Origin of the sequence: Sporomusa sp. KB1, from assembly GCF_007830295.1 — a bacterium.
Classification (GTDB): Bacteria; Bacillota; Negativicutes; order Sporomusales; family Sporomusaceae; genus Sporomusa.
In genome coordinates, this window is sequence record NZ_VLKC01000002.1 from 4434270 (window position 1) to 4459202 (window position 24933).

Consider the following 24933-nt stretch of genomic DNA (forward strand, 5'->3'; position numbering starts at 1 on the left):
ACTATACCTATCTAACAACAATAGAAGGTGGCAGTATGGCTTATTCCAGTACACGTATATTTCGACTGGTTTTATTTTTTTTGGTCATGTCCAGCCTGTTGGTAATGCGATTATTTTATCTCCAGATTATCCAGGGGCAACAATTGGCATTAGAGGGACTTAATATTCGTGTTCAAGGATTACCAGTCGAGGTTGCCAGGGGTGAAATCCTGGACTGTAATCGTCTACCACTAACCAATACGGCTCAACAATATAGTCTTGTTGTTTTTCCTGGACAAGTTGAATATACCCCGCTGCAATTATTGCGCAAACTTAATGCTAGTGTAAGCTTGCCAAGCGAACAGCTTGAATATTTCTTACAGGGTATACAGACCAGTGAATACCCCTTTAGACTAGCTAAAGATATTAGCAGTGATACTGCAAAAAAAATTAATGATCTGCATATCCCAGGTATTATAGCAATCGCAGAAAAAAACCGCTATGGACAGGGAATGCTTGCCTCCCATATACTCGGCTACATTAATTCAGCTGACAACAAGGGAGTAAGCGGGATTGAAGGCATGTATGACGATCTGCTGCGCGGTAATCAGCCTGAATATGTTGCTGCTATTGTTGACGCAAGTCAGCAAATCATCCCCGGTCTGGGCTATAAGCGGCTAAAGCTTTCGGCTAGTAATGACGAAACGAATATCGTATTAACGATTGACAAACAGATTCAGCAAAAGGTCGAAAATTGTATGGATCGCACAATTGTCAAGGGGGCCGTAGTCGTTATGCGTCCAAGTACTGGTGAAATACTTGCTATGGCCTCCAGGCCGGGATTTGATGCCAATAATCTTAGCCATTATTTGGAGCAAAGCAGTGCGCCTTTGTTAAACCGTGCCATTTCGGCCTATCAGCCTGGTTCTGTGTTTAAGTTAGTAGTAGCTGCTGCCGCACTTGAAAATAAAACAGTAAAAATGAATGATGTGTTTTTTGACGCCGGCTATATTGACGTCAATAATGTTCGTTTTCAAGGCTGGGATTATGGTGAGGCGCCCAAAGGGTACCTTACCATCACAGAAGCCATGGCTCATTCCAGCAACCCGGTGTTTATCGAAGTTGCCTTGAAATTAGGAGCTGAAAAGCTCATTGATATGGCGGCAAAGTTTGGGTATGGTTCCAGGACAAATCTTGGATTTTTAGGTGAGAGTGAAGGTAACTTACCGGTTGCCGATCAATTATACCCGGGTGATCTGGCTAATTTGGCTATCGGTCAGGGTTTTTGTGAAGCTACGCCAGTGCAGGTAGCTCAGACAGTAGCCACAATCGTAAACGATGGCCTTAAGGTTGAACCATATATTGTCAGTCTCCTTACAACACCAGATGGAACTATTGTTAAGAAGTTTCAATCACATCCTGGTATACGGGTAATATCCAGGCAAACAGCTGAAAGATTACGCAACATGATGATGGCTGTTACACAATATGGCACAGGCCAGGCTGCTTATGTGGAGGTCTTTGGTTCAGCAGGTAAGACTGGTTCGGCTGAAACAGGACGCACAAGTACTAACGGGAAAGGTATAAATCATGCTTGGTTTGCTGGTTTTACGCCGCTTGAGCATCCTAAGTATGTCATTGTCGTTTTTGTGGAGGAAGGCATGTCTGGCAGTAATGTTGCCGCCCCTATCTTTCGTGACATAGCAACCGATATTCTTAAAAACTAGTTAACCAAACCTCTTGCCTATGAAATAGTTTTTCTGTAGTCAAAATACAAAATATATGCTAAAATGTTAAAGTTAGTACACAAGGATATTTTTTGCTGCTAGCAACAAGTACCCGCAGGAATTAAGTAAACGCTGGAGATGAATGGAATGGAAGCTTTAAAAAAACGAGTTTTGGTTCTCCACGGGCCTAACCTGAATTTGCTTGGCAAGCGTGAGCCGGAAGTATATGGTACGACTACGCTTGAGAATATTAACGCTATGTTAACAGGACGGGCAGGAGAGCTGGGTTTGGAACTCGTCTTTATTCAAAGTAACTATGAAGGTAAACTGATTGACGCTATCCAGCAAGCCCCGGGCAACTATGCCTGTATTATAATTAATCCGGCTGCCTTTACGCATTACAGTATTGCGGTGCGTGACGCGTTGGCAGCCGTAAATGTGCCGGCAATTGAGGTGCATTTATCCAATATTTACCGTAGAGAGGAATTTCGTCATCATTCAGTAATTTCACCGGTAGCCATTGGACAAATAGCCGGCTTTGGGGCAAATAGTTATTTACTGGCATTAGAGGCGGCTGCGAATCTGATTAAGAGTACAAAGCTATGATCCAGCAGCGTTTAACTGGTTTGCGTAAGCTTATGACCACACACAGCCTTGATGCTATTATCGTAACCAAACCGGAAAACCGGCGATATTTTAGTGGTTTTACCGGTTCATCCGGATTACTTTTAATTGATAAACAAAGGCAGCTGTTATTTACTGACTTTAGATATATTGAGCAAGCTAATAAGCAATCACCAGAGTATCAAATTGTTCGTCATGGAGCAGATATGTTTGCTATCCTGGCAGATACAGCTAAAAAACTAGGAATTGCCCGTATTGGTTTTGAAAGTGACTTTATAACCTGGGACACTTATCATAAGCAGGCTGCGCAGCTGACTATGGCGGAATTGCAACCTGTCCAATTAGATGCTTTGCGAGAGATTAAAGATCAGTCTGAGCTTACACTCTTACAGCAGGCTGTCGCAATTGCCGATGCAGCCTTTAATCATGCAGTAACGATCATTAGACCTGGAATAACTGAACTGGAAATTGCACTGGACCTTGAGTACCAAATGCGCAAGCTTGGTTCAGAGAAACCAGCCTTTGATACTATCGTAGCCTCCGGTTATCGCAGTGCTTTACCGCATGGTCAGGCTTCTGATAAAATCATTGAGGCAGGGGATTTTATTACAATGGATTTCGGTGCCGTATATCAGGGCTATCATTCTGACATGACGCGAACCGTGGTGGCAGGGAAGGCTAGTGATAAGCAGCAGGAAATATATAATATTGTAGAGGCTGCTCAGTTGGCAGGCATTGAAGCTGTAGCAGCTGGTAAAACAGGTAAAGAAATTGATCAGGCTGCCAGACAAATAATCTCCGAAGCGGGCTATGGCGAATACTTTGGTCACAGTCTAGGTCATGGAGTTGGGCTTGCTATCCATGAAGAGCCCCGGTTATCGCCTGCAAATGACAGTAAACTGGCGGCAGGCATGGTAGTATCTGTTGAACCGGGAATTTATCTTCCCGACTGGGGTGGCGTACGTATCGAAGATTTGGTTGTGGTTTCTGCTGCCGGCTGCACAGTTCTTACTGCCAGCAGCAAGAGCTTATTAGAAATAGAGTAATTGACCGAACATGGGGAGGCATATTAATGATTTCAGTTAATGATTTTCGTACAGGGGTAACAGTTGAGATTGATAATGATGTGTGGAGCGTAGTTGACTTCCAACATGTAAAACCAGGTAAAGGTGCTGCTTTTGTTAGAGCCAAACTGAAAAATGGCCGTACCGGAGCTGTCGTTGAACGCACCTTCAACGCTGGTGAAAAATTACCCAAAGCGCATGTTGATCGCCGCGAAATGCAGTATCTCTATATGAGTGACGGCATGTACAATTTGATGGATAATGAGAATTATGAACAGATTGAATTGTCAGCTGAGCAAATGGGTGATGCTACCAAATTCTTAAAAGAAAATATGAATATTGCTGTAATGTTTTTCCAGGGCACCGTTATCGGTATTGATTTGCCAATGTCGGTTGAGCTGACAGTTGTTGAAACTGATCCTGGTGTCAGGGGTGATACTGCTACTGGCGGTAATAAACCAGCTAAATTAGAGACTGGGCATATTGTGCGTGTACCGCTCTTTATCAACATCGGCGAGGTGCTGAGAATTGATACCCGCACCGGTGACTATATTGAGCGCGCCTAGTGAATAAAACTTAGATCAAAGAAACCTCCGAAAGTTATGTTTTAATAAGCATTGGATATACTACAAATAGTGTCTAATGCTTAGAACAGAACATAGCTAAAGGGGGTTTTTTTTATGAGAAATCTTAAGGAGAAAGTGGCCTATTTACATGGATTAACACAAGGTCTTAATGTCAGCGACAATTCCTCTGAGGGCAAACTTTTAATCAATATTATTGATGTACTTGATTCTTTTGCTGATGAGGTCCAAAGTGTCAATGTAGCACAAGTAGACCTTGAGGATTATGTGGAGTCAATTGACGAAGATTTAACCGACCTGGAAGAGCAGATTTATGAAGACTTTGATAGCGCTACAGACGATGCTTTTGACGACGACGGCTGTGAAGATGTTTTTGATGATGATATGGTGGAAGTAACTTGTCCGGACTGTCATGAACTAGTTACCTTTGAGTCTGATATCCTGGACGATGATGATGACATTGAGGTAACTTGCCCTTACTGCGGCGGTACAGTCTACGATAACACCCTGGATATTGTTGCCACCGACAGCCTCCAGGCTGAGCAATCTAACCATATTATGCATCCTGGTATTTGAAAAACCTTCTAACCGATAGCATTGATTATCACGGAAAAACCCCAGCGTTATTTATTAGAAAAATTAATTCTCTTTACTGACTTGGCACAGCAGCCAAGTCTTTCTTTTTGTCATAAATTATTTTTGAAAAACATATCTATGTAAAGAAAAGATAATGGAGATAAATACAATTGCCCGAAAAATTAACTAAGGAATGATAAACGAATGACAAATACACAAGATATCTTAACTCAACATATTTATCCGCTTCTGCCGCCCCACCTGTCGAAAATACTGATGGCAGTACCTGTCAGCTTGCTGGCTAAAGTAACTGAAATCCGCATTAGAGCAAATCAGCCGTTACTATTAGTATTAGGTAACCATGACGTTATGATAGATGTCTTTGGACAGGCAACCAGCCAATCTCAGGCTTACTATTGCACCATTCAAGATTTGCTTAAGACCTTTCAGCTGCTATGTAAAAACTCCGTATATGCTTTTGAGCCGGAATTAAGGCAAGGATACCTGACCATCAAGGGCGGTCACCGGGTTGGTTTGGCAGGACAGGCAACGGCTTTTAATGGAACGGTTAAAACACTTACCCATATTAGTTCACTCAATATTCGTTTAGCCAGAGCTATACCTGGCTGCGCTGATATTATTTTGCCTTTTGTCATTGATAGTGTTAGCCGAAGAATATATAATATCTTACTTATTTCGCCGCCACGCTGTGGCAAAACAACAATCTTGCGGGATTTAATTCGTCAGTTGAGCACTGGTAAAGCGACGTTAGGCATTGTGGGCGTACAAATTGGTCTTGTTGATGAACGATCAGAAATTGCTGCCTGCGAAAATGGTATTCCCAGTATCGACCTGGGTCCCCGGGTTGATGTGCTGGATGCTTGTCCTAAGGCGAGCGGATTATTAATGCTTATCCGCTCAATGGCGCCGGAAGTAATAGCAACAGACGAATTGGGCCGGGCAGAGGATGCTGCTGCAGTGCGGGAAGCGATTCATGCCGGCGTAAGTGTGCTGGCCACTGTTCATAGCCGGACAATAAACGAACTGCGTGAACGTCCCTATATTGGTGAATTGGTACAACAAAGAATGTTTGATCGCTATGTTATCTTGAGCAACCGTTTAGGACCGGGAACAATTGAAGAAATAGTTGATTCCCGTTTGGAAAAGATAGTATATGTTTGTTCAAATGAGGTGAGAGAATGTGGCTAAAGATTTTGGGCAGTCTGTTGATTGTTGTCGCCGGCACAGCTATGGGCTTTAGTGTCGCGGCACGCTATGCTGAGCGTCCGCGCCAAATCCGGCAGCTAATCAGTTGTTTGTCGGCCTTAAAATCGCACATTAATTATGCAGCAATACCGTTGCCGGAAGCTTTGTCGCAATGTACCTCAGGTATTGCCGGGCCAGTAGCGGACTTTTTTCACACGATGTCATTACTGCTACTCAATAATGGTTGGTTAACACCGCAGGCTGCTATGGATCAGGCTCTAATCGAAGCAAAACAGCTTGTTTTAAATCAGCCCGAACGGGAAATTCTTGCAGTATTTAGCGCTAATCTTGGCAGTATGGACCGCGAGGAACAGCATAAGTCGCTGGAATTGGTCCAGGAGCAATTATCCAGGATTCAATATGAAGCGGAAAAGCTTTGTGAGCAGAACGTCAAGATGTATCGATATTTAGGGCTCTGCAGCAGCTTAGCAATAGTCATAATTTTAGTGTAACGATATATTCCGCAGTAACGAAGTGTACAGGCGCAAAAAATCTTTAATGCGTTGTATATAGCATTTGTCTGGCATAGGAGGGAAATGGAAATGGGAATTGATGTATTGTTTAAAATTGCTGGGGTAGGTATCTTAATTTCTGTTTTTCATACAGCGTTAAAGCAAGCCGGCAAAGAAGATATGGCTCACTTATGCACGCTTGCCGGTTTTGCGCTAGTGTTATTATGGGTTGTACAATTGTTGGGGCGATTGTTTACCACGGTACAGGATGTATTTAAGCTGTTCTAAGGGGTGTAAGCACCATGGAAATCATCCAGATTATCGGGTTGGGACTTGTTGTTACCTTGTTGATTTTAATTATTAAACAACAACGCCCCGAACTGGCTGTACAGCTCGGGCTTACACTATCAGCGATTATTTTTTTAATGGTACTAAGTAAGCTGAGTGTTGTGCTTGATTTATTTCGTGATTTAGCAGAAAAGGCCAATATCAGTCAGATGTACCTGAATACTATTCTTAAAATCATCGGTATCGCTTATGTAACTGAATTTGGCGCTCAAGTCTGTCGTGATGCTGGTGAAGGTGCAGTTGCCGGCAAAATTGAGTTTGCTGGTAAAATTCTTGTAATGGTCCTGGCAGTACCGATCATTGCATTAGTATTAGATACCATCGTAAGACTCATTCCTTAAGGTGGAATGCGCATGAAAAAAGGTATACTCGCGCTTTTGTTTATCTTATGCAGTAATATTGCCTGGGCGGCACCTGATGTCACCCCGGAATTGCCTATTGAGCTGCTGGATGGTTCATCAGTTAATAATATTAACCATTTTATTCAGGAAATTAATAAGGAACTGAATGAAGATATCCCCATTTTAACTGCAGCAACAATTAAAGATATTGCTACCAAAGGTCTGGATTTTAACTGGCAGACAATGAGTACTACCATTCTCTCTTGTTTGTTTAAAGAATTGGCAACAAATATTCATCTTATGGGCAAGTTGTTATTTTTAGCGGTACTATGCGCACTGTTACAAAATCTGCAAAATTCATTTGAGCAATCGTCAATCTCGTTATTAGCGTATAGTGTGTGTTTTATTTTTTTATGTGTAATTTCCCTGGGTGCTTTTTATAACGGGCTAACACTTGCGCGGGAAACGGTCGGTACTATGGTCGGATTTATGGAGGCGCTGCTGCCGCTTTTATTATCCTTGTTAGCTGGGGTTGGAGCATTAACCTCGGCGGCGCTTTTAACCCCGCTTATGCTGCTGGTTGTTAGTGTAATAAGTGTCATTGTGAAAGATGTTGTTTTGCCGTTACTATTCTTAACCGCTGTTTTAGAGTGTGTAAACTATCTTTCCGGCACATATCGGCTCAGTAATTTGACCGGAGTACTAAAACAGGCCGGAATGATGATTCTCGGCTTCGTGTTGGTAGTATTTATTGGCATCGTTAGTATTCAGGGTGTTGCCGGCAGTATCGCTGATGGTTTGACTTTACGGACAGCCAAATATGCTACAGCAACCTTTATACCGGTTGTCGGCAAAATGTTTGCTGATACCGTTGAACTGGTTATGGGAGCATCGCTGATACTAAAAAATGCTGTGGGTATCTTTGGTGTGGTAGCTATTGCTTTACTGTGTGCACTACCACTTATTAAGCTTTTTTCGCTGATCGTAGTTATGAAGATAGCAGGAGCATTGATTCAGCCTATGGGTGATGAGAAAATGGCAAAGTGTCTTGATGCCATGGGAAACAATCTAGTATTAGTTTTTGCCGCATTACTTACTGTAGTCTTAATGTTTTTTTTGCTAGTTACCATGATTATTGCTGCTGGCAGTGTTGCCATGATGCTTCGATAGGGGTTGGTAAAATAACATATGATCGCTTTCATTACAGTTTGGATAAAGGGCATTATATTTGTAGTATTGTTTGCCTCCTTTCTTGAACTTTTGTTACCTAATAACAGTATGCAACGCTTTGTTAGAGTAATTATGGGTTTATTCATCATGCTGGCGATAGTAAATCCTATCATTGGTGTTATTGAGCATCAATTAACGGCTGATCAATTACCGGTACTGGCAGCACGAGCAGACAGTAACGTAGCTGCTGTCGATGTCTTACAGGCTACTAACAATGTTGCCGGAAAACGTGATCAATTGGCCCGTGATTTATATGTAAAAGATTTATCCAGACAAATTAGAGCAACTGTCATGGCCGTCGATGGTGTTGCTGATGCTAAAGCAGTAGTAACTATTGATAATGGCGATACTGGCACACCCCCAACTAGTAAAGGAATGGGTAAATTAAAAAATGTAGTGATATATATTGAACCAGGAATTACTGCCAGTGAACGAAAAATTTCCAAGGTTGCTGTCGGCGTTTCTATTCCTGAAGCGGCCCCTGAAGCAAAGAAAGTGCCTGCAGTGGTAGTAGATAAAGTTACCCGGGTAGTGACAGAACTCTATCAGCTTAGAGCTAGTCAAGTTGAAGTTAGGTGGATGAATTAAGGAGGTTAAGGCTATGAGTATGCAAGGAACTTTCCTGAAGGAATGGCTATCAGGAGCAAAAAAAGTTATGCCCAGCCAATTGCTGAAAGCTGGGGTAGTAAACGCCAGGCTGCTATGGCTGGGATTACTGGGAATTATCTTGCTGGTATTTGGCGGTGTCTATGAACCGTTTATTGCTACACCGAAACCAATTGTTCCCGTCGAAACTGTCAAAAATACGCCGGCGGTGAACCGTAGTTATGAAGAAGCTCTTGAGAGCAAGGTGGGCAATTTATTAGCGCAGATTAAAGGCGCAGGCGCGGTATCTGTAAGTATAACACTAGAAAGAAGCAGTAAGCAGGAGCATGCTCAAAATATCACCAAAGAAACAAAAACAATCCAAGAAAAAGATAATACCGGTGGTATCCGCACCACAACGGAAACGAAAGAATCGCAGCAAGTGTTATTAAGCAAAGAAAGTGGAGCTGATAAACCAGTAATGGTTCAAGAATATAAGCCTGTCATTAAAGGTGTACTGGTAGTGGCTGAGGGCGCCCAGGACTCAGCAGTTAAAGCCAATCTAACCAAAGCCATTGAAGCAGGTCTTGGAATTCCAGCCTATAAAATAACTGTTTTGCCCCAAAGAAAGTGAGGTTAAAAGAGATGAAAATAATATCTGTTTTTTTCATAAACAAACTAGGAAAATTTGCCTCTTTGCTCGTAGTCTTAGGGATACTTTTACTGATAATCAGCGGTGCCTGGAACTACTACCAGGATATGCTTCAGGTCAGGGCTAACCGGTCTAATGCTATGCAGGTTACAAAGCAGGTATTTCCTGATCAAGTTGTACCGGTTATGGCTCCTGATTTTTTTACCGAGTATCGTCTGGAACGGGATAAAATACGCAGTGAACGGTCTGATCTTTTGCGAGAGATTATCCAGAATGCCCCCACCCAGGATACCAAACAACAAGCGCAGGAAACAATCCTCAAAATGACTTTGGAAAAACAGCGGGAAGTAGAAATGGAAAACCTGATTAAAGCAAAAGGGTTTACTGATGCGCTGGTCTTTGTTCGCGACAATTCGGTTAGCGCAGTAGTTAAGACAACGGCACTTACCCACGAAGAGGTTGTTCAGGTGGCCGAAGTAATCAGTCGTATTTCCGGGATCAAGCCTGGCGATATAACGATTAGTGCAAAACCATAACCACAGCATACGGCTATGGTTTATTTTTCTAACCAAAATTGTAAAAGTGGAAAAAGCTTGGTATAATATATAGTTATAAGATATCTGTCTCTCTATATAATAGTTAGTAGTATGTAGCTGAGCGTTAGGGGGGTTGGAGTGGAAAAGAAAGAACGCCTGGAAAAGACTGAGCATAATGATGTTGGTTCTATTCGGATAGCTGATGAAGTAGTTGGCATAATTGCCGGACTTGCAGCAACAGAGGTAGCTGGTGTTGCTGGCATGAGCGCTGGCTTAGTTGGCGGTATTGCTGAAATGCTGGGCAAGAAAAACCTTTCAAAAGGTGTTAAGGTTGAGGTCGGCGAACGGGAAGCAGCTGTTGATCTATATATCATTGTTGAATATGGTGTCCGCATACCGGATGTAGCCTTACGGGTCCAGGAAAATGTTAAGCGCGGCATTGAGTCTATGACTGGTCTTGATGTTGTTGAGGTTAATATTCATGTTCAAGGCGTAGGTTTTGCCGCAGAAGGTAAAGAAGAAGATATTAGGGTAAGATAATTTAGGGTAAGATAATTAGGATTAGGAAAGGCCAAAGAAAGGAGACGCTATGGGAATCATTGACCGCATCATTTTATCAATTTACACATTTTTACTGGCATTCTTGTCAATTGTCGTTATTCTCCTGTCTTTACGCCTTATTCCTTTGGAAGTGGCGGGGACGAGCCTTGCCTATGTATATGGTCAATGGGAAGCTTCGCTGGTTGGAGCCGTTTTTTTTCTGGTAAGTATCAGACTGCTTTTGGCTGGCCTTCGTTCCCGCAAAGTGAAAGATACCATTGTTCACCATAATGACATAGGAGATGTGCATATTTCTCTTACAGCTGTAGAAAATCTGGTAGAGAAGGTAGCACGGCATATTCGAGGCGTACGCGGTATTAAGGTCAAAGTTTCGCTAGTTGGGCAGGAAATAACGGTGAAGTTAAACGCTGTCGTAAGCCCGGAAAGTCATGTTCCAACAGTTGCCAGCGACATTCAGAGTCGTGTACATGAATACATAAAAAATACGGTTGGTATTGAATTAGCCGATGTGCAAGTCATGGTAGAGAACATTAGCAATGATTTCAAAACTAAGCAGCGTGTTGAATAGGGGTGGCAGCATTGAATTCTAAACTCTTGGAGGAAATCTGGCAACAACATAACGGTAAACTTCTAGGGGTAGTATTCGGTTTCGTCTTTGGCATCCTCGTCATATCTTTTGGTTTTTTCCGTACACTATTTGTAGTTTTGTGTGCTGTAGTTGGTTATATTGTTGGTAAACGTATTGATCAAAAAGAAGATATTCTGGAAATACTGGACAAGCTGCTGCCGCCAGGTTATAATCGGTAGTTGCTGAAAGAAAGAGGGAAATTATGAGTCGCAGAAAAGCCCGTGAGATGGCTGTCCAAGCACTATTTCAATTAGATTTTAACTCCGGTGCTACCAGTGATGAAGCACTTAATTCTGTACTTAGTGAGCGGGAAGATACCAATGAGACTACCAGACTTTATGCCCAGTCATTGGTGGAAGGGACTAAGCAAAACCTTGCAGCAATTGATGAATATATATCCGATTTGTCACGGGAATGGAAAATTGACCGTATGGCTGGCGTTGACCGCAATATAGCCAGAATGGCTATTTATGAAATGAAATATAGTCCGGAACCTATGCAGCCAGGTGTTGCGATAAATGAAGCGGTCGAACTGGCTAAAACTTTTGGCACTGAGGATTCAAGCCGCTTTATTAATGGTATTTTAGGGTCAATTGTAAAAAATAAAGAGTTATGATGAATGTTGTATTAGGGATAGATACCAGCTGCTATACTACTTCAGTGGCAATACTTGATGAACAGGGTCAGCTAATTGCTGATTGCCGGCGAATATTATCGGTCAAAGCAGGGAAGCGCGGCCTGCAGCAATCAGAGATGGTATTTCAGCACACGCGCAATTTGCCTGAACTTTTTCTGCAGGCCTGGCCAGACAAACCTATATGTTTTACAGCGATTGGGGTCTCGGCTTTTCCACGGCCATTGCCTGATTCCTATATGCCTGCTTTTCTGGTAGGTGAAGGCTATGCCAAAGTGCTGGCTCTGAGCCAGGATATACCGCTTTATCGTATTAGCCATCAGGAAAATCATGTTTTTGCCGGACTCTGGTCTGCTGGCGGCCCTGTTGCTTCCAGCTTTTTAGCTGTTCATTTATCGGGAGGTACAACAGAAATTGTCCGGGTAGCTAACAATGCAAGCGCACCTGACTCACGGCGTCTGTCTATTGATATTCTGGGCGGCACGAGAGACATTCATGCCGGGCAACTGGTCGACCGTATCGGAGTTCTTCTAGGTTTAACGTTTCCTGCAGGTCCTCGCCTGGAAGCATTAGCGGCAGAGAGCCATGAGCAGGCTATTAAAATTCCCCTAACGGTACGGGAAGCCTGTGTTAGTTTTGCCGGCCCGGAGACCCATATTCGCAAATTAGCAGCACAAGGTATAGCTCCAGCGATAATTGCCGCTAGCGTCGAACTATGTATTGCCAAGGCAGTGACAGCGATGATAAAACAGGCTATCTCCCGCACTGGGCTTACTGATGTATTGCTGGTTGGCGGCGTAACTGCCAATCAGTTTATCAGAAAATATCTCTGCGATCAGCTGGCAGAACCCTTGCATGCCAAATTGTATTTTCCTCAACCTGGTTATAGTCCTGACAATGCAACTGGTGCTGCTTATTTTGCCTTAACCAGCCAGTATTAGTGACCATATAAACTCACCATGGCCACCTTTCTTGCATAGAATACAAAAAGGTTATAGGCCTGGAGGTGACACTATGGTACCTTATATTCTGTCAGGTGCGTTAATTGGCGCAGTTATTGGACATCTAATTCCCCCTGGGTATTTTTTCTGGTTCGTGGTGGGAAGTGTCGGTGGCTATGCAGCGCAACGATATTTTGGCACCCGCTTTTAGGGAATAAAAACAAAAGCCGGGCAGAAGGCTTTCAAAACTCTTTAGCCAGACTTATGTCTGGTTTTTTTTCCTCAGCAGAAAGTAAAAAATATGGAGTATTTTTATGAATAATATCTATACCGTTAGTGACCTAACTAAATATATCAAAAGTATATTTGACCGGGATGCCAAACTAATTTCCGTTTTTGTCAAAGGTGAAATTTCCAACTTTAAAAGTCACTATTCTGGTCACTGTTATTTTACCCTTAAAGATGCTGGCTCACAGATTAAAGGAGTCATGTTCAAAAGCCGGGCACAATTTCTAAAATTTGAGCCCCGTGATGGGATGAAGGTTGTAGCTGTTGGTCAGATTACTGTGTTTGAAAGGGATGGGCAGTACCAGCTTTATGCCGAGCAATTAATACCTGACGGTGTAGGCGAACTAAGTATTGCGTTTAATCAATTAAAAGAGAAATTAGCGGCAGAAGGTCTGTTTGATGACAGCCGCAAAAAAAAGTTAGCTCTTTTACCTACAGCAATCGGTATTGTCACCTCGCCGACCGGCGCTGCCCTGCGTGACATTATTACAGTTGCCAAACGTCGCCACCCAGGCATACCACTCACCTTATACCCGGTTCTGGTTCAGGGGATAGATGCGCCAGGTCAGATTGTACAGGCCATCCGCGACTTTAACCGTTTAAAAAATGTAGATGTACTTATTGTTGGCCGCGGTGGCGGTTCTATCGAGGAATTGTGGGCCTTTAATGATGAGCAAGTGGTGCGGGCAATAGCGGCTTCTCACATCCCAATTGTATCGGCCGTAGGGCATCAAACCGATTATACCTTAGCTGATTTTGCTGCTGACTGCCGGGCGGCAACGCCATCACAGGCAGCCGAAATTGTGGTACCAGATGTCTACGAACTCAAAAGATATATTACTACACTCCAAACCATGCTGGAAAACAATATCCGGTTATATATCAAGCACCGCCGTCAGGCGGTCTGCCAATTGCGGGATAGCAAAGTATTTACTCAGCCGGAAAAACTTTTTGCTGATAAAAGACAATGTATTGATTCGTATATGGAACGGTTGGGGCAATCGATGCGAAAAATTCTTGCAGCTAAACAACAGGTCTTACAAATAAATACGGAAAAACTGGCAGTATTGAATCCTTTAGCGGTCCTTTCCCGAGGCTACAGTCTTGTTCGTACTTTGGAGGGACAAGTTATAACAAATGCCTGCCAGGTAAAGCCTGATCAGCCATTAGAAATAATTTTACATCAAGGGCGCCTTAGTGTTGAAGTTAGTAAAGCAAAGGAGGATATTCATGGCTAGTAAAACAAGCAGCAAACAAAAAAATGTATGTTTTGAGGAGGCTCTTGGCAAATTAGAAGTAATTGTAAAACAATTAGAAGCAGGTGAACTACCGCTGGAAGAAGCGTTAGATAAATTTGGTGAAGGTATAGCCAACGCTAAGTTATGTTTTGAGCAATTGAATACTGCTGAAACACAAATAGATAAAATTTTGCAGCAAGAACAAGGGCGTTTAGTTGAGCAGCCGTTAATCGTGGAGGGGAACTAACTATGACAGCAGAAACATTGGGACAGTACTGCCAGCAAAAAATGGAGTTGATTGATGCCGCACTTTTGCAGTATATTCCGGTTGACAGCTATCAACCCACTATATATGAAGCCATGCGTTACAGCCTGTTTGCCGGAGGAAAAAGGCTGCGGCCGCTTATGCTTATGGCAGCCGCGGATGCCGTTGGCGGCAAAGGCAGTGATTATTTGCCTGTAGCTTGCGGTCTGGAAATGATTCATACCTATTCACTTATTCATGATGATCTGCCGGCCATGGATAATGATGACTACCGGCGGGGCAAACTTACTAACCATAAGGTATATGGCGATGGTATGGCAGTATTGGCTGGTGATGGTCTGCTAACAGCTGCTTTTGGCACAATGTTGTCACAGACCGGGGTGGAGCCTCAAATACTAATCCAGGTAGTTAATGAAATAGCTGTTGCCGCCGGGCCTGCCGGAATGGTTGGCGGTCAGGCAATTGATCTTATTTCTGAAGGTCAGACCGTTGATGCCAAAACGCTGCAATATATCCATCAGGCCAAAACCGGGTCCTTATTTAAAGCGGCTTTGCGTTCCGGAGCTTTGTTAGCCGGCGGCAGCCAGGAACAGCTTACTGCTTTGACTAGTTATGCTTTACAATTTGGCTTAGCGTTTCAAATAACCGACGATATTCTTGATATTGTTGGTACTCAGGATAAAATTGGGAAGCCTGTAGGCAGTGATGTGAAAAACCACAAAGCAACTTACGTAACACTCTACACCCTTGCCGGAGCTAAACAGTTAGCTCAGCAAACAGTAAACGAAGCTCTGTACAGTCTGCGCGGGTTTGGATCTGAAGCTACTATACTGCGTGAACTCGTAGAATACCTAATAAATCGGGAAGCCTGAGGTGTAGTCAATGGCCGGATTCCTAGCCGGAATAGGACAAAATATTATCTTAATGACAGCTTTGACCGCTTGGTTTACTGCGCAAGTGTTAAAAACCATGACAGCATACTGGCGGCATGGTGCCTTTAATGCGGAACGGCTTGTTGGTGCCGGTGGTATGCCCAGTTCGCATACGGCGTTAGTAGTAAGCCTGGCTGTCAGTATCGCATTGAGAGAAGGGATTACATCAGACCTGTTTGCGGTAGCGGTAATATTGGCAGGTATAGTTATGTATGATGCTGCAGGAGTACGGCGGGCGGCAGGGCGACAGGCTAAGGTAATTAACAAGTTGGTACACGAGATGCGAGTAGAACATAAAGTAAAGGAAACCCGTCTTAAAGAACTTTTAGGCCATACACCACTGGAAGTATTGGGCGGAGCTCTTCATGGTACACTTGTGGCCTACGCATTTTATGTATTTTATAGATGAATGTTAATATTTAGATATGCTATAATATGTGTGGTAAAGATACAGTTTCATTAGATATCATATTATTAATAGCAACTTACCTGACCCTAGTCAGGGAAAGCGGGGAACAACTTTGAGTAGACTGCTTGACAGTATTAATGGCCCACAGGATATTAAACACTTTTCCTTGGCCGAAATGGAACAGCTCGCTGAAGAAATCCGCGAGCTTCTTATACATACAGTTGCCGCTACCGGCGGCCATTTGGCACCTAATTTAGGGGTTGTAGAACTTACACTGGCCTTACATAAAATGTTTGATAGTCCTAAGGATAAATTCATTTGGGATGTCGGACACCAATCCTATGTACATAAAATTTTAACAGGACGCCGCACAAATTTTTCTACACTGCGTACTGCTAATGGCATTAGTGGTTTTCCTAAACGCTCTGAAAGTGAGCATGATGCTTTTGGTGCCGGGCATTCAAGTACTTCGATATCTTCGGCTTTAGGAATAGCCTTAGCACGGGATATGTCAGGTGAGAAATACAATGTGGTTGCCATAATCGGTGATGGCTCACTAACAGGCGGAGAAGCTTATGAGGCGCTTAACCATACTGGGCATCTTGGTGTAAATCTTACGGTGATCTTGAATGATAATGAAATGTCTATTGCCAAAAATGTTGGTGCCATTTCAGAATACCTGGCAAAAATGCGTACAGCGCCGACATATTCAAAAGTCAAACGTGATATTGATTTTTTGCTGCGTAGTATTCCGGCAATCGGTGAAAGTGTTGCCAAAGCGGTTGACCGGCTTAAAGGCAGCCTCAAATATCTTTTAGTTCCGGGAATGTTGTTTGAAGAGCTAGGTTTTACTTATTTTGGTCCTATTGATGGACATAACATCCCGTTAATTTTGGATGTACTTACTAAAGCAAAGAGCATTAACGGGCCGGTAATTGTTCACATCGTGACCCATAAAGGCAAAGGCTATTTACCGGCAGAAAATAATCCTGATAAGTTTCACGGGGTAGGACCTTTTTGTGTAGAAACGGGAGAAATAATAAAACCAAGCGGAGCACCGCCTTCCTATACCCAGGTATTTGGTAATGCAATCGTCAAGCTGGCAGAGTGCAATCCCAATATTGTAGCCATAACTGCGGCCATGCCTGACGGTACAGGCCTGAGAAATTTTGCCATGAAATTTCCTAGACGTTTTTTTGATGTGGGTATTGCTGAACAACATGCCGTTACGATGGCCGCTGGCCTGGCTACCCAGGGAAAACGGCCGGTGGTTTCCATATATTCAACTTTTATCCAACGCGCTTATGACCAGATTCTTCATGATGTATGTCTGCAAAATTTACCTGTTATTTTTATGCTGGATCGGGCCGGTATTGTCGGTGAAGATGGGGCAACCCATCACGGTGTATTTGACTACTCTTTCTTACGGCATATTCCTAATATTGTCATTATGGCTCCCAAAGATGAGAATGAGCTGCAAAATATGCTATATACGGCAACTGAGCTTAACGCGCCTGTAGCCATTCGTTTTCCGCGAGGCAGCGGTGTAGGGGTAGAGCTGCAGTCTGAATATACGAAACTCGAAATAGGCAAAGCCGAGAATTTGAGTTCAGGAAAAGATGTAGTTTTACTGGCAGTCGGGGCGTTGGTCGAGCCTTGTCAAAAGGCTGCTGCAATACTTGCTGACAAGGGAATTGCGGCAGGCGTAGTAAACAGTAGATTTATAAAACCGCTGGATGGTCAATTGATCCGTCAAATAGCCCGTGATACTGGTATTATTATTACGGTTGAAGATAATGTTGTCACAGGAGGGTTTGGTTCAGCCGTACTAGAATATATTAACTCACAACACCTTAATTGGGTAAAGGTGTTGCGGCTCGGACTGCCTGACAAATTTATTGAACATGGAACTCGTAATTACCTGTTGAATAAATATGGCTTGCATGCGCAAGGCATTGCAGACAGTGTTGAAACTTTTCTCAGCCAGTTTGGAGCGCGAAAATGACTGGAGAGCGTACGAAAGAACGCCTTGATATATTAGTAATGGAAAAAGGGCTGGCTGCTAGCCGGGAACGGGCCAAAGCCTATATCATGGCTGGCCTTGTTACTGTTGACGGCCAAAAAGTAGATAAGGCCGGTACTGTTGTTCCCACTAAAGCCAATATTGTTGTTCATGGTGACAATATTGGCTATGTTAGCCGGGGCGGCCTCAAGCTGGCTAAAGCTCTAACTTATTTTGGTCTTAACTTAACAGGTAAAGTTATGGCTGATGTAGGTGCTTCAACAGGCGGTTTCACTGATTGTGCTTTAAAAAATGGTGCTGCTAAAGTCTATGCAATTGATGTTGGCTATGGACAGCTTGCCTGGTCGCTGCGAACAGATGAGCGAGTAATAAATATGGAACGTACGAATATTCGTAATGTGCGTCCGGAAGATTTAGCCGAATTACTGGATTTTGTTTCTATTGATGTGGCCTTTATCTCACTTGATAAAGTATTGCCGGTAGTAAAAACGTTGCTGAGCTCTCAGGGGATAGTTGTGGCACTCATCAAACCACAATTTGAGGCAGGGCGGGATAAAGTCGGTAAAAAAGGGGTAGTCCGTGATCCGGCCATCCATCGTGAAGTTATTAACAATGTCATAAAAACTGCTAAATTAAAACTACTTACACCTTTAGGACTGACTTACTCACCAGTAAAAGGCCCGGAAGGTAATATTGAATACCTATTATATCTGGCTAATTATTCAGCCGCAGAAATAATGGATGAGTCAAGTGTTGCGGCGGTGGTCGCCGAGGCTCATACCAACTTAACGGGATGACGGAGGAACACAGGTGTGTTGACTGTAGGGCTGTTTCCTAACACGAAAAAGCAAAGTATTGGTACTGTACTAGGCTGGATTGTACAGTATTTTAAAGAACGCAATGTAAAAGTGATTTTGCCGGAAGATGCGGCACAAAAACTTAACTGTATGCAGCTAGCCGGAAAGCTGGAATGCATGAAAAACGAAATTACTTTTGGTATTACTTTAGGCGGGGATGGTACGCTCCTTAATACGGCCCGGGAAATTGCTCCTGTTGGCATTCCAGTTTGTGGAATAAACATGGGAAATTTAGGTTTTCTGACAGAGATTGAGTTACCGGATTTGAGTGTTGCCCTGGACCGGTTGGTCAAAGGTGATTACTATATTGAAGAACGATTAATGTTGGATGCTGTTGTTATCCGTAATGGCAGTCCCATCTACATTTCGCCTGCACTCAATGATGTAGTTGTTGCCAAAGGCGGTTTTTCCCGGATGATAAAATTAAAATTATTTATTGATGATGAGCTCACGGCTGAATATCCGGCAGATGGACTAATTATTGCTACCTCAACCGGTTCAACTGGTTATTCACTATCCTCGGGTGGACCGATTATTAACCCCGAATTAAAGGTAATTGTTATAACCCCTATTTGTCCGCATACACTGCATTCGCGCGCATTGGTCATTTCCGAACGGGAGGAAATAAAATTACGAATGCAGGCTACTCATGACGATATTGTGCTTACAGTAGATGGCCAGACGGTATATAGTTTGCGGCCTGATGATATCGTAGTTGTGCGGCGTTCAGCCTTTCGCGCCCGGTTTATCAAATTTACTGGTAAAAGCTATTATGAAACCCTACGGACTAAACTACGGCGAGGCGATCGGGATGGTAGTTGTTAATGCCGTTCAAATGGCTCATAATTTTATAATTTCCCGGTTACAAGCGGCTAAGCTCGTAGTTGATGCCACTGCCGGCAATGGTAAAGATACGCTATTTTTGGCAAAGAACACTCCCGCGACTACTGCCATTTTAGCCTTCGATATCCAACCACAAGCTATTGCCAATACAGAGATAGTAGTAAAGCAGCATCAATTCCACCATAAAATACGGCTTATTTTAGATAGTCACGCCAATATTGCCAATTATATTGATCAGCCGATAGATGCTGCTATGTTTAACCTGGGCTATTTGCCAGGCGGGGATCACACGCTAAGTACTTGTCCGGATATCACTATCGAGGCTATAAGCCAAACCCTGCAATTGCTTGCTGTTGGCGGCTTACTAACTGTCGCTGCTTACCCCGGTTATGAGCATGGTAAGCGTGAATGCCAGGCCGTTCACCAGTATCTAGCAGGTTTAAGGCAACAGACATTTGCGATTGGCAGCTGGGGCATGGTAAATCAGACAAACAGTCCGCCAGTTCTCTATGTAATTGAAAAAAGAAGGAGTGAATAGCTTGAAGGCTCTACGTCACTCAAAAATTAAAGAAATTATTGAACGCTACATAATTGAAACTCAGGAAGAATTGGCAGATGCACTAAGTAAACAAGGTATTGCTATTACTCAGGCCACTGTTTCCAGAGACATTAAAGAACTTATGCTTATTAAAGTTCCTACAGGCGATGGACGCTATCGCTATGCTTTCCCAGCTGAGCAAAATATTGTTTTCTCCCAGGCCCGTTTAGAACGCACGTTTCGGGATTCTATCGTAGCTATCGATTCCAGCCAAAACATCGTCGTTTTGCGTACACTGCCAGGTACTGCACAGGCAGTCGCCTATACTATTGATTATGTAAAATGGCCGGAAATTATCGGCACAGTGGCCGGTGATGATACGATCTTTGTTTTGGTTAAGCCGCTTGAAGCTGTTTTGCCGGTCATCGCTAAATTTCAATTACTCATGGGCAGTGGAATGTAGCGTTTTGAGGAGAGATAAGAGATGCTGAAATCGCTGACAGTCAACAATTTTGCGCTTATTGATAAAGCCCATATTGAATTTGTGTCAGGGCTCAATATTTTGACTGGGGAAACAGGGGCTGGTAAATCGATTCTAATTGATGCCTTGTCGATCATTATTGGCGGCAGAGCTTCCGCTGATTCCATTCGCTTTGGGGCTGACCACTTCCGTATCGAAGCTGTTTTTGATATAGCTAACCTTGCTTCGATAAAAGATAGTATAGACGAACAAGGCATTACGCAGGAAGATGACGGTACATTAATCCTTACAAGACGTCTCACCAAGCATGGCAAGAATTCTATTCATATCAATGGCTGTCAGGCAACGTTAACCACTTTGCGAAAAATCGGTGAAAGACTTGTTGATATGCATGGACAGCATGAAAACCAAGCCTTATTGAGACCTGATGTTCATCTGGCACTTACTGATACATTTGTGCCGGAAATCAGCCCCAAACTTGAAGAATACCGGCAAGCCTATAGAAAATGGCACAAGACCAGGACGGAGCTAGCTTCACTTACCCAGGATTCGCGGGAACGACTGCAGCGCGAAGAAATGCTTGCCTGGCAAACACAGGAAATTGCCACTGCCACTTTGACGGTCGGTGAAGAAGAAAAGCTTGAAAGCCAGATTACAATTCTGGCTAATGCCGAAAAAATCATCAATGCCGTATCGCGTTCTTATATGCTTTTAAGCCAGGGGAATAAGGGGTTTAGCGGTGTCGTGTCCTGCCTTGCTGATATTAAACATGATCTCGAAATGGCGGTACGTTATGATACTGCTATCAATGAGCAGTTAGTTGTCGTGACCGATTCTTTATACCAGCTGGAAGAAACAATGGGAGCGCTCAGGGATTATCGGGAAACTATTGATTTTAATCCAGCCAGGTTAGCTAAACTGGAAGAGCGGCTTGATATAATCCATAAACTTGAAAAAAAGTATGGTGCAACCGTTGCGGACATACTTGCTTATTACGAACAGGCTGCTGCGGAACTGGCAGCTATCACTAATTATGATGATCGCCTAACCCAGCTTGAACAGGCAGAAGTTAATCTTGCCAGGGAAGTAGAGCAATTGGCAGCGGTACTTACTAACCTGAGACAGACAGCCGGTCAGGAAATGGCTGGGCAAATATCAGCCCATTTGGCTGATTTGGGTATGCCTAAGGCCAAATTTTTAGTAGATGTTAAACAGACTCAACATTACACTGCTACTGGTGCTAACGACATTGTTTTTTTGTTTTCAGCAAACCTGGGAGAAGAGCCTAAGTTATTACAAAAAATTGCATCAGGCGGCGAATTATCACGGATAGCACTTGCTATCAAAACAGTATGCTCCCAGCGTGAGGAAACGCCGACGATGGTATTTGATGAAATTGATGCTGGCATTGGCGGACAAACAGCCCAAAAAATAGCAGAAAAAATTGCTAGAATTGCTGCTGCTGATACGCAAGTATTATGTATAACCCACCTGCCGCAAATTGCAGCAATGGCTGATTGTCATATATATATTGAGAAAATTATCGCCGAGGAACGGACAATGACCAGAGTCACTACTCTTACTCCCGATGAGGAGTTAACCGAATTGGCCAGGATGGCCTCCGGTGAAATAACACAACTTTCTAGGGATAATGCAGCTCAAATGTTAGAAATGGCTAAGCAAAAAAAAGTGAATTGGAAAAATAAAGCGTAAGCGTGAGCTTGCGCTATTTTTATTGAAAAAATGCTTACTATTCAGCTTCCAAGACAATAAATGCTAATAATTCCGGAATAATCCCCTCTAAATTCGGGAAACTCTAATTTTGCAGTAGATTAAAACTAAAATAATTCAAGAGGTGAGCGGTCAAGCAGTAATTTGGGGAAGAATGTAATAAGGGAGTGATGGCAGAAAATATGACAAGATTTAATCGGCTATTCAACAGCAGGCTAATTGGGGCAATGTTGATTATCAGCGCAATCTTTGCATTTTGTCTTTCTCCCCAATTCCGAAATATTTACGGTCTTCCTCTGCAAATCAGAATTATTGAAGGAGAAACAGCGCTATTTGATGTGAATTTTCCGCTTACGGTTACTGTTAGACATGATAGTGAGAGTATTCGGGTAAAAACTCCGGAATTTTTACCAATTATGGCACTATCACGCTCCGTATCGCTGCAACCAATCAAGCTCGGACAATCCACGGTGGAGTTTAAACTGTTCGGTATTATTCCATTTCGAAGTGTTCAAGTCGATGTATTGCCGCCTGTTCGTCTGATTCCAGGTGGACACTCTATTGGAGTTGTTCTTCGTTCTCAAGGTGTCATCGTTGTTGGTAACTCGCCGGTATTAACTGTGCAAGGACAATATACCACTCCGGCGAAAGATGCAGGCATAGTGGTAGGGGATGTAATTATCAGCATTAATGGCATCGCTGTGCAAAGTGATGCCCAAGTGGCTGAAATAATTGATGAAAGTGGCAAAAATAACCGTAATATTGATATTTTGCTTAAACGCACCGAAGGCCAGCAGCATGTTACAGTATCACCTGTATTATGTAATGATACCAACCGCTATCGTATCGGATTATTTGTGCGTGATAGTGCAGCAGGAGTTGGAACATTGTCTTTCTATGAACCTGACTCCAAAACATATGGTGCGTTAGGTCACGTTATTACCGACAGTGACACCAACCAACCTATTGATTGTGATCAAGGAAAAATCGTACTGGCAACAGTATCAGGGATTCAACACGGTAAAAGAGGACATCCGGGGGAAAAAATTGGCATTTTTATTGAAGAAGACCAATTACTAGGTAACATCAGGAAAAATACCCCCTTTGGAATTTATGGAGAGTTAAATACAAAATTAGTAAATGAAAAATACCCCGAATCAATTCCCGTAGCTTCTATGAGCCAGGTTCAAGTAGGACCGGCTGAGATGTTGACCGTAGTAGATGATCAAACCATTGATAAGTTTAATATCGAAATCCAAAAGATAAACCTCCAGGAATTCCCTGAAAGCAAAGGATTGGTTATCAAGGTTACTGACCAAAGACTTATTGAAAAAACTGGTGGAATTGTACAAGGTATGAGTGGTAGTCCTATTATTCAAAATGGTAAACTTGTCGGGGCGGTAACGCATGTTTTTGTCCATGATCCAACAAGCGGTTATGGTTGTTTTATCGATTGGATGTTGATGGAAAGTGGTATAATTCCTAAAAAAGACCGTCAATCTGCCAGAAAATTATTTAGTTTTTCTGGCAGTATTTTTTATCTTTAGTTAAAGAATTAGTTGTTACTTGTCATATACAATCTTAATCCTATATAATTAAAGGTGAATTTTGAATCAAATTAAAATAATATGGTTTTTTCTTCCAATGAAGGAAGGAATTGCCGTGCGCTTGTCGAATATGTTTATTATACATAGAATAGGTACTGGGAGGATGGGGAAGTATGGTGAGAGAAACAATCAAAGTAGCTATTGCTGACGACAACAAAGAGTTTTCGGATATTTTACAAGAATGTCTTAACCGAGAACCTGATATCGAATTAGTCGGTGTAGCTTATAACGGCGAACAAATATTGTCCATTATTGAGGAAAAGTTGCCAGATGTTATTATTCTAGATATTATTATGCCACATTTAGATGGACTTGGCGTTTTGGAGAGACTTAATCTTTCTAATAATACGAAACGTCCTAAAATAATTATGCTGACTGCATTTGGCCAGGAGACTATAACACAGCGAGTGGTAGAGTTAGGTGCCGACTATTATGTTTTAAAACCGTTTAATATGGATGTACTTATTAGTAGAATCAGGCAGTTAGCTGGTACGGTGAATGTGGCGCACCCGGTTACTGCTGCAGCTACCATGCCTGTAGTCAAATCTCGCCCGATAGATGTGGAAGTTACTAATATTATTAGAGAAATTGGCATTCCAGCCCACATTAAGGGCTATCAGTATCTTCGCGACGCAATTATGATGATTGTAGCAGAAGTGGAGTTATTAGGAGCTGTAACCAAAGTTCTTTATCCCATGATTGCTGAGAAATATTCGACTACCCCTAGCCGGGTAGAACGAGCCATTCGCCATGCTATTGAGGTCGCCTGGAACCGGGGTAATATTGAGATGATTAATAAGATCTTTGGTTACACTATCAAGTTGGATAAAGGTAAACCCACTAATTCAGAATTCATGGCCATGATTGCCGATAAACTGCGAATGGAAATGCGGGCTAGCTAAGCAAATATTGCAAACCCTCTTGACGATTGTGATATGCTACCCCCAGACAGGACAGTGAAATAAAAAACACTGTTCAGTCTGGGGGTAATAT

At 42.8% G+C, this 24933-nt stretch carries 31 protein-coding genes; all 31 read left to right on the forward strand.

Annotated elements, in window-relative coordinates:
* The first annotated feature begins 35 nt into the window (after positions 1 to 35).
* Positions 36 to 1706, forward strand: a complete 1671-nt coding sequence (locus tag SALPA_RS24485) for a penicillin-binding protein 2 (RefSeq protein ID WP_145100220.1) — start codon at positions 36 to 38, stop codon at positions 1704 to 1706.
* Between the two features lie 147 nt (positions 1707 to 1853).
* On the forward strand, positions 1854 to 2312 hold the full coding sequence (gene aroQ / locus SALPA_RS24490; protein ID WP_145100223.1) for a type II 3-dehydroquinate dehydratase: 459 nt from the start codon (positions 1854 to 1856) through the stop codon (positions 2310 to 2312).
* Entirely contained in the window at positions 2309 to 3376 is a 1068-nt protein-coding gene (locus SALPA_RS24495; protein WP_186451220.1) for a Xaa-Pro peptidase family protein, read from the forward strand. The genes aroQ and SALPA_RS24495 overlap by 4 nt, the downstream gene beginning before the upstream one ends.
* A gap of 26 nt (positions 3377 to 3402) precedes the next feature.
* Entirely contained in the window at positions 3403 to 3960 is a 558-nt protein-coding gene (gene efp, locus SALPA_RS24500; protein ID WP_021170048.1) for an elongation factor P, read from the forward strand.
* 114 nt (positions 3961 to 4074) lie between these two features.
* Positions 4075 to 4554, forward strand: coding sequence for a CD1247 N-terminal domain-containing protein (locus SALPA_RS24505; RefSeq protein WP_145100226.1), 480 nt, complete (start codon positions 4075 to 4077; stop codon positions 4552 to 4554).
* Between the two features lie 204 nt (positions 4555 to 4758).
* Positions 4759 to 5763 (forward strand): stage III sporulation protein AA, encoded by a 1005-nt coding sequence (gene spoIIIAA / locus SALPA_RS24510; protein ID WP_145100229.1) that lies wholly within the window; start codon positions 4759 to 4761, stop codon positions 5761 to 5763.
* Entirely contained in the window at positions 5754 to 6272 is a 519-nt protein-coding gene (spoIIIAB, locus tag SALPA_RS24515; RefSeq protein ID WP_145100232.1) for a stage III sporulation protein SpoIIIAB, read from the forward strand. The genes spoIIIAA and spoIIIAB overlap by 10 nt, the downstream gene beginning before the upstream one ends.
* A 90-nt stretch (positions 6273 to 6362) precedes the next feature.
* Positions 6363 to 6560: a stage III sporulation protein AC gene (gene spoIIIAC / locus SALPA_RS24520; protein ID WP_021170052.1), complete on the forward strand. Its 198-nt coding sequence runs from the start codon at positions 6363 to 6365 to the stop codon at positions 6558 to 6560.
* A 14-nt stretch (positions 6561 to 6574) separates the two neighbouring features.
* Entirely contained in the window at positions 6575 to 6961 is a 387-nt protein-coding gene (gene spoIIIAD, locus SALPA_RS24525) for a stage III sporulation protein AD (protein ID WP_021170053.1), read from the forward strand.
* A gap of 12 nt (positions 6962 to 6973) precedes the next feature.
* Positions 6974 to 8131, forward strand: coding sequence for a stage III sporulation protein AE (spoIIIAE, locus tag SALPA_RS24530; RefSeq protein ID WP_145100235.1), 1158 nt, complete (start codon positions 6974 to 6976; stop codon positions 8129 to 8131).
* 18 nt (positions 8132 to 8149) lie between these two features.
* Positions 8150 to 8779 (forward strand): stage III sporulation protein AF, encoded by a 630-nt coding sequence (gene spoIIIAF / locus SALPA_RS24535; protein WP_145100238.1) that lies wholly within the window; start codon positions 8150 to 8152, stop codon positions 8777 to 8779.
* Positions 8780 to 8792: 13 nt separating this feature from the next.
* Entirely contained in the window at positions 8793 to 9410 is a 618-nt protein-coding gene (locus SALPA_RS24540; RefSeq protein ID WP_255451334.1) for a hypothetical protein, read from the forward strand.
* 11 nt (positions 9411 to 9421) lie between these two features.
* On the forward strand, positions 9422 to 9964 hold the full coding sequence (locus tag SALPA_RS24545; protein ID WP_145100240.1) for a SpoIIIAH-like family protein: 543 nt from the start codon (positions 9422 to 9424) through the stop codon (positions 9962 to 9964).
* A gap of 138 nt (positions 9965 to 10102) precedes the next feature.
* The gene (locus SALPA_RS24550) at positions 10103 to 10504 is read left to right on the forward strand and encodes an Asp23/Gls24 family envelope stress response protein (RefSeq protein WP_021170058.1); all 402 of its coding nucleotides are present in this window, start codon (positions 10103 to 10105) and stop codon (positions 10502 to 10504) included.
* Between the two features lie 49 nt (positions 10505 to 10553).
* Positions 10554 to 11093 (forward strand): alkaline shock response membrane anchor protein AmaP, encoded by a 540-nt coding sequence (amaP, locus tag SALPA_RS24555; protein ID WP_145100243.1) that lies wholly within the window; start codon positions 10554 to 10556, stop codon positions 11091 to 11093.
* 2 nt (positions 11094 to 11095) lie between these two features.
* Positions 11096 to 11332, forward strand: coding sequence for a DUF2273 domain-containing protein (locus tag SALPA_RS24560; RefSeq protein WP_255451335.1), 237 nt, complete (start codon positions 11096 to 11098; stop codon positions 11330 to 11332).
* Between the two features lie 23 nt (positions 11333 to 11355).
* Positions 11356 to 11769, forward strand: coding sequence for a transcription antitermination factor NusB (gene nusB / locus SALPA_RS24565; RefSeq protein WP_145100249.1), 414 nt, complete (start codon positions 11356 to 11358; stop codon positions 11767 to 11769).
* Positions 11766 to 12728 (forward strand): O-sialoglycoprotein endopeptidase, encoded by a 963-nt coding sequence (locus tag SALPA_RS24570; protein ID WP_255451336.1) that lies wholly within the window; start codon positions 11766 to 11768, stop codon positions 12726 to 12728. The genes nusB and SALPA_RS24570 overlap by 4 nt, the downstream gene beginning before the upstream one ends.
* 73 nt (positions 12729 to 12801) lie before the next feature.
* Positions 12802 to 12939, forward strand: a complete 138-nt coding sequence (locus tag SALPA_RS29285) for a hypothetical protein (protein WP_186451221.1) — start codon at positions 12802 to 12804, stop codon at positions 12937 to 12939.
* 103 nt (positions 12940 to 13042) lie between these two features.
* Positions 13043 to 14254 (forward strand): exodeoxyribonuclease VII large subunit, encoded by a 1212-nt coding sequence (xseA, locus tag SALPA_RS24575; RefSeq protein ID WP_145100252.1) that lies wholly within the window; start codon positions 13043 to 13045, stop codon positions 14252 to 14254.
* Positions 14247 to 14501, forward strand: a complete 255-nt coding sequence (gene xseB / locus SALPA_RS24580) for an exodeoxyribonuclease VII small subunit (RefSeq protein WP_145100255.1) — start codon at positions 14247 to 14249, stop codon at positions 14499 to 14501. The genes xseA and xseB overlap by 8 nt, the downstream gene beginning before the upstream one ends.
* A gap of 2 nt (positions 14502 to 14503) precedes the next feature.
* Entirely contained in the window at positions 14504 to 15391 is an 888-nt protein-coding gene (locus tag SALPA_RS24585; protein ID WP_145100257.1) for a polyprenyl synthetase family protein, read from the forward strand.
* A gap of 10 nt (positions 15392 to 15401) precedes the next feature.
* Positions 15402 to 15860 (forward strand): divergent PAP2 family protein, encoded by a 459-nt coding sequence (locus SALPA_RS24590; RefSeq protein ID WP_145100260.1) that lies wholly within the window; start codon positions 15402 to 15404, stop codon positions 15858 to 15860.
* Between the two features lie 112 nt (positions 15861 to 15972).
* Positions 15973 to 17865 carry a 1-deoxy-D-xylulose-5-phosphate synthase gene (gene dxs, locus SALPA_RS24595; protein WP_145100263.1) on the forward strand — a complete coding sequence of 631 codons (1893 nt, stop codon included), beginning with the start codon at positions 15973 to 15975 and terminating at the stop codon, positions 17863 to 17865.
* On the forward strand, positions 17862 to 18680 hold the full coding sequence (locus SALPA_RS24600) for a TlyA family RNA methyltransferase (RefSeq protein ID WP_145100266.1): 819 nt from the start codon (positions 17862 to 17864) through the stop codon (positions 18678 to 18680). Before dxs ends, SALPA_RS24600 begins: the two co-directional genes overlap by 4 nt.
* A gap of 15 nt (positions 18681 to 18695) precedes the next feature.
* The gene (locus SALPA_RS24605) at positions 18696 to 19565 is read left to right on the forward strand and encodes an NAD(+)/NADH kinase (RefSeq protein ID WP_145100269.1); all 870 of its coding nucleotides are present in this window, start codon (positions 18696 to 18698) and stop codon (positions 19563 to 19565) included.
* Positions 19552 to 20121 (forward strand): class I SAM-dependent methyltransferase, encoded by a 570-nt coding sequence (locus SALPA_RS24610; protein ID WP_255451337.1) that lies wholly within the window; start codon positions 19552 to 19554, stop codon positions 20119 to 20121. The genes SALPA_RS24605 and SALPA_RS24610 overlap by 14 nt, the downstream gene beginning before the upstream one ends.
* A gap of 1 nt (position 20122) precedes the next feature.
* The gene (gene argR / locus SALPA_RS24615; RefSeq protein ID WP_145100272.1) at positions 20123 to 20584 is read left to right on the forward strand and encodes an arginine repressor; all 462 of its coding nucleotides are present in this window, start codon (positions 20123 to 20125) and stop codon (positions 20582 to 20584) included.
* Between the two features lie 21 nt (positions 20585 to 20605).
* The gene (recN, locus tag SALPA_RS24620) at positions 20606 to 22315 is read left to right on the forward strand and encodes a DNA repair protein RecN (RefSeq protein WP_145100276.1); all 1710 of its coding nucleotides are present in this window, start codon (positions 20606 to 20608) and stop codon (positions 22313 to 22315) included.
* 188 nt (positions 22316 to 22503) lie between these two features.
* The gene (gene spoIVB / locus SALPA_RS24625; RefSeq protein ID WP_255451338.1) at positions 22504 to 23880 is read left to right on the forward strand and encodes a SpoIVB peptidase; all 1377 of its coding nucleotides are present in this window, start codon (positions 22504 to 22506) and stop codon (positions 23878 to 23880) included.
* Between the two features lie 173 nt (positions 23881 to 24053).
* The gene (gene spo0A / locus SALPA_RS24630) at positions 24054 to 24842 is read left to right on the forward strand and encodes a sporulation transcription factor Spo0A (RefSeq protein ID WP_145100279.1); all 789 of its coding nucleotides are present in this window, start codon (positions 24054 to 24056) and stop codon (positions 24840 to 24842) included.
* Positions 24843 to 24933: the final 91 nt, after the last annotated feature.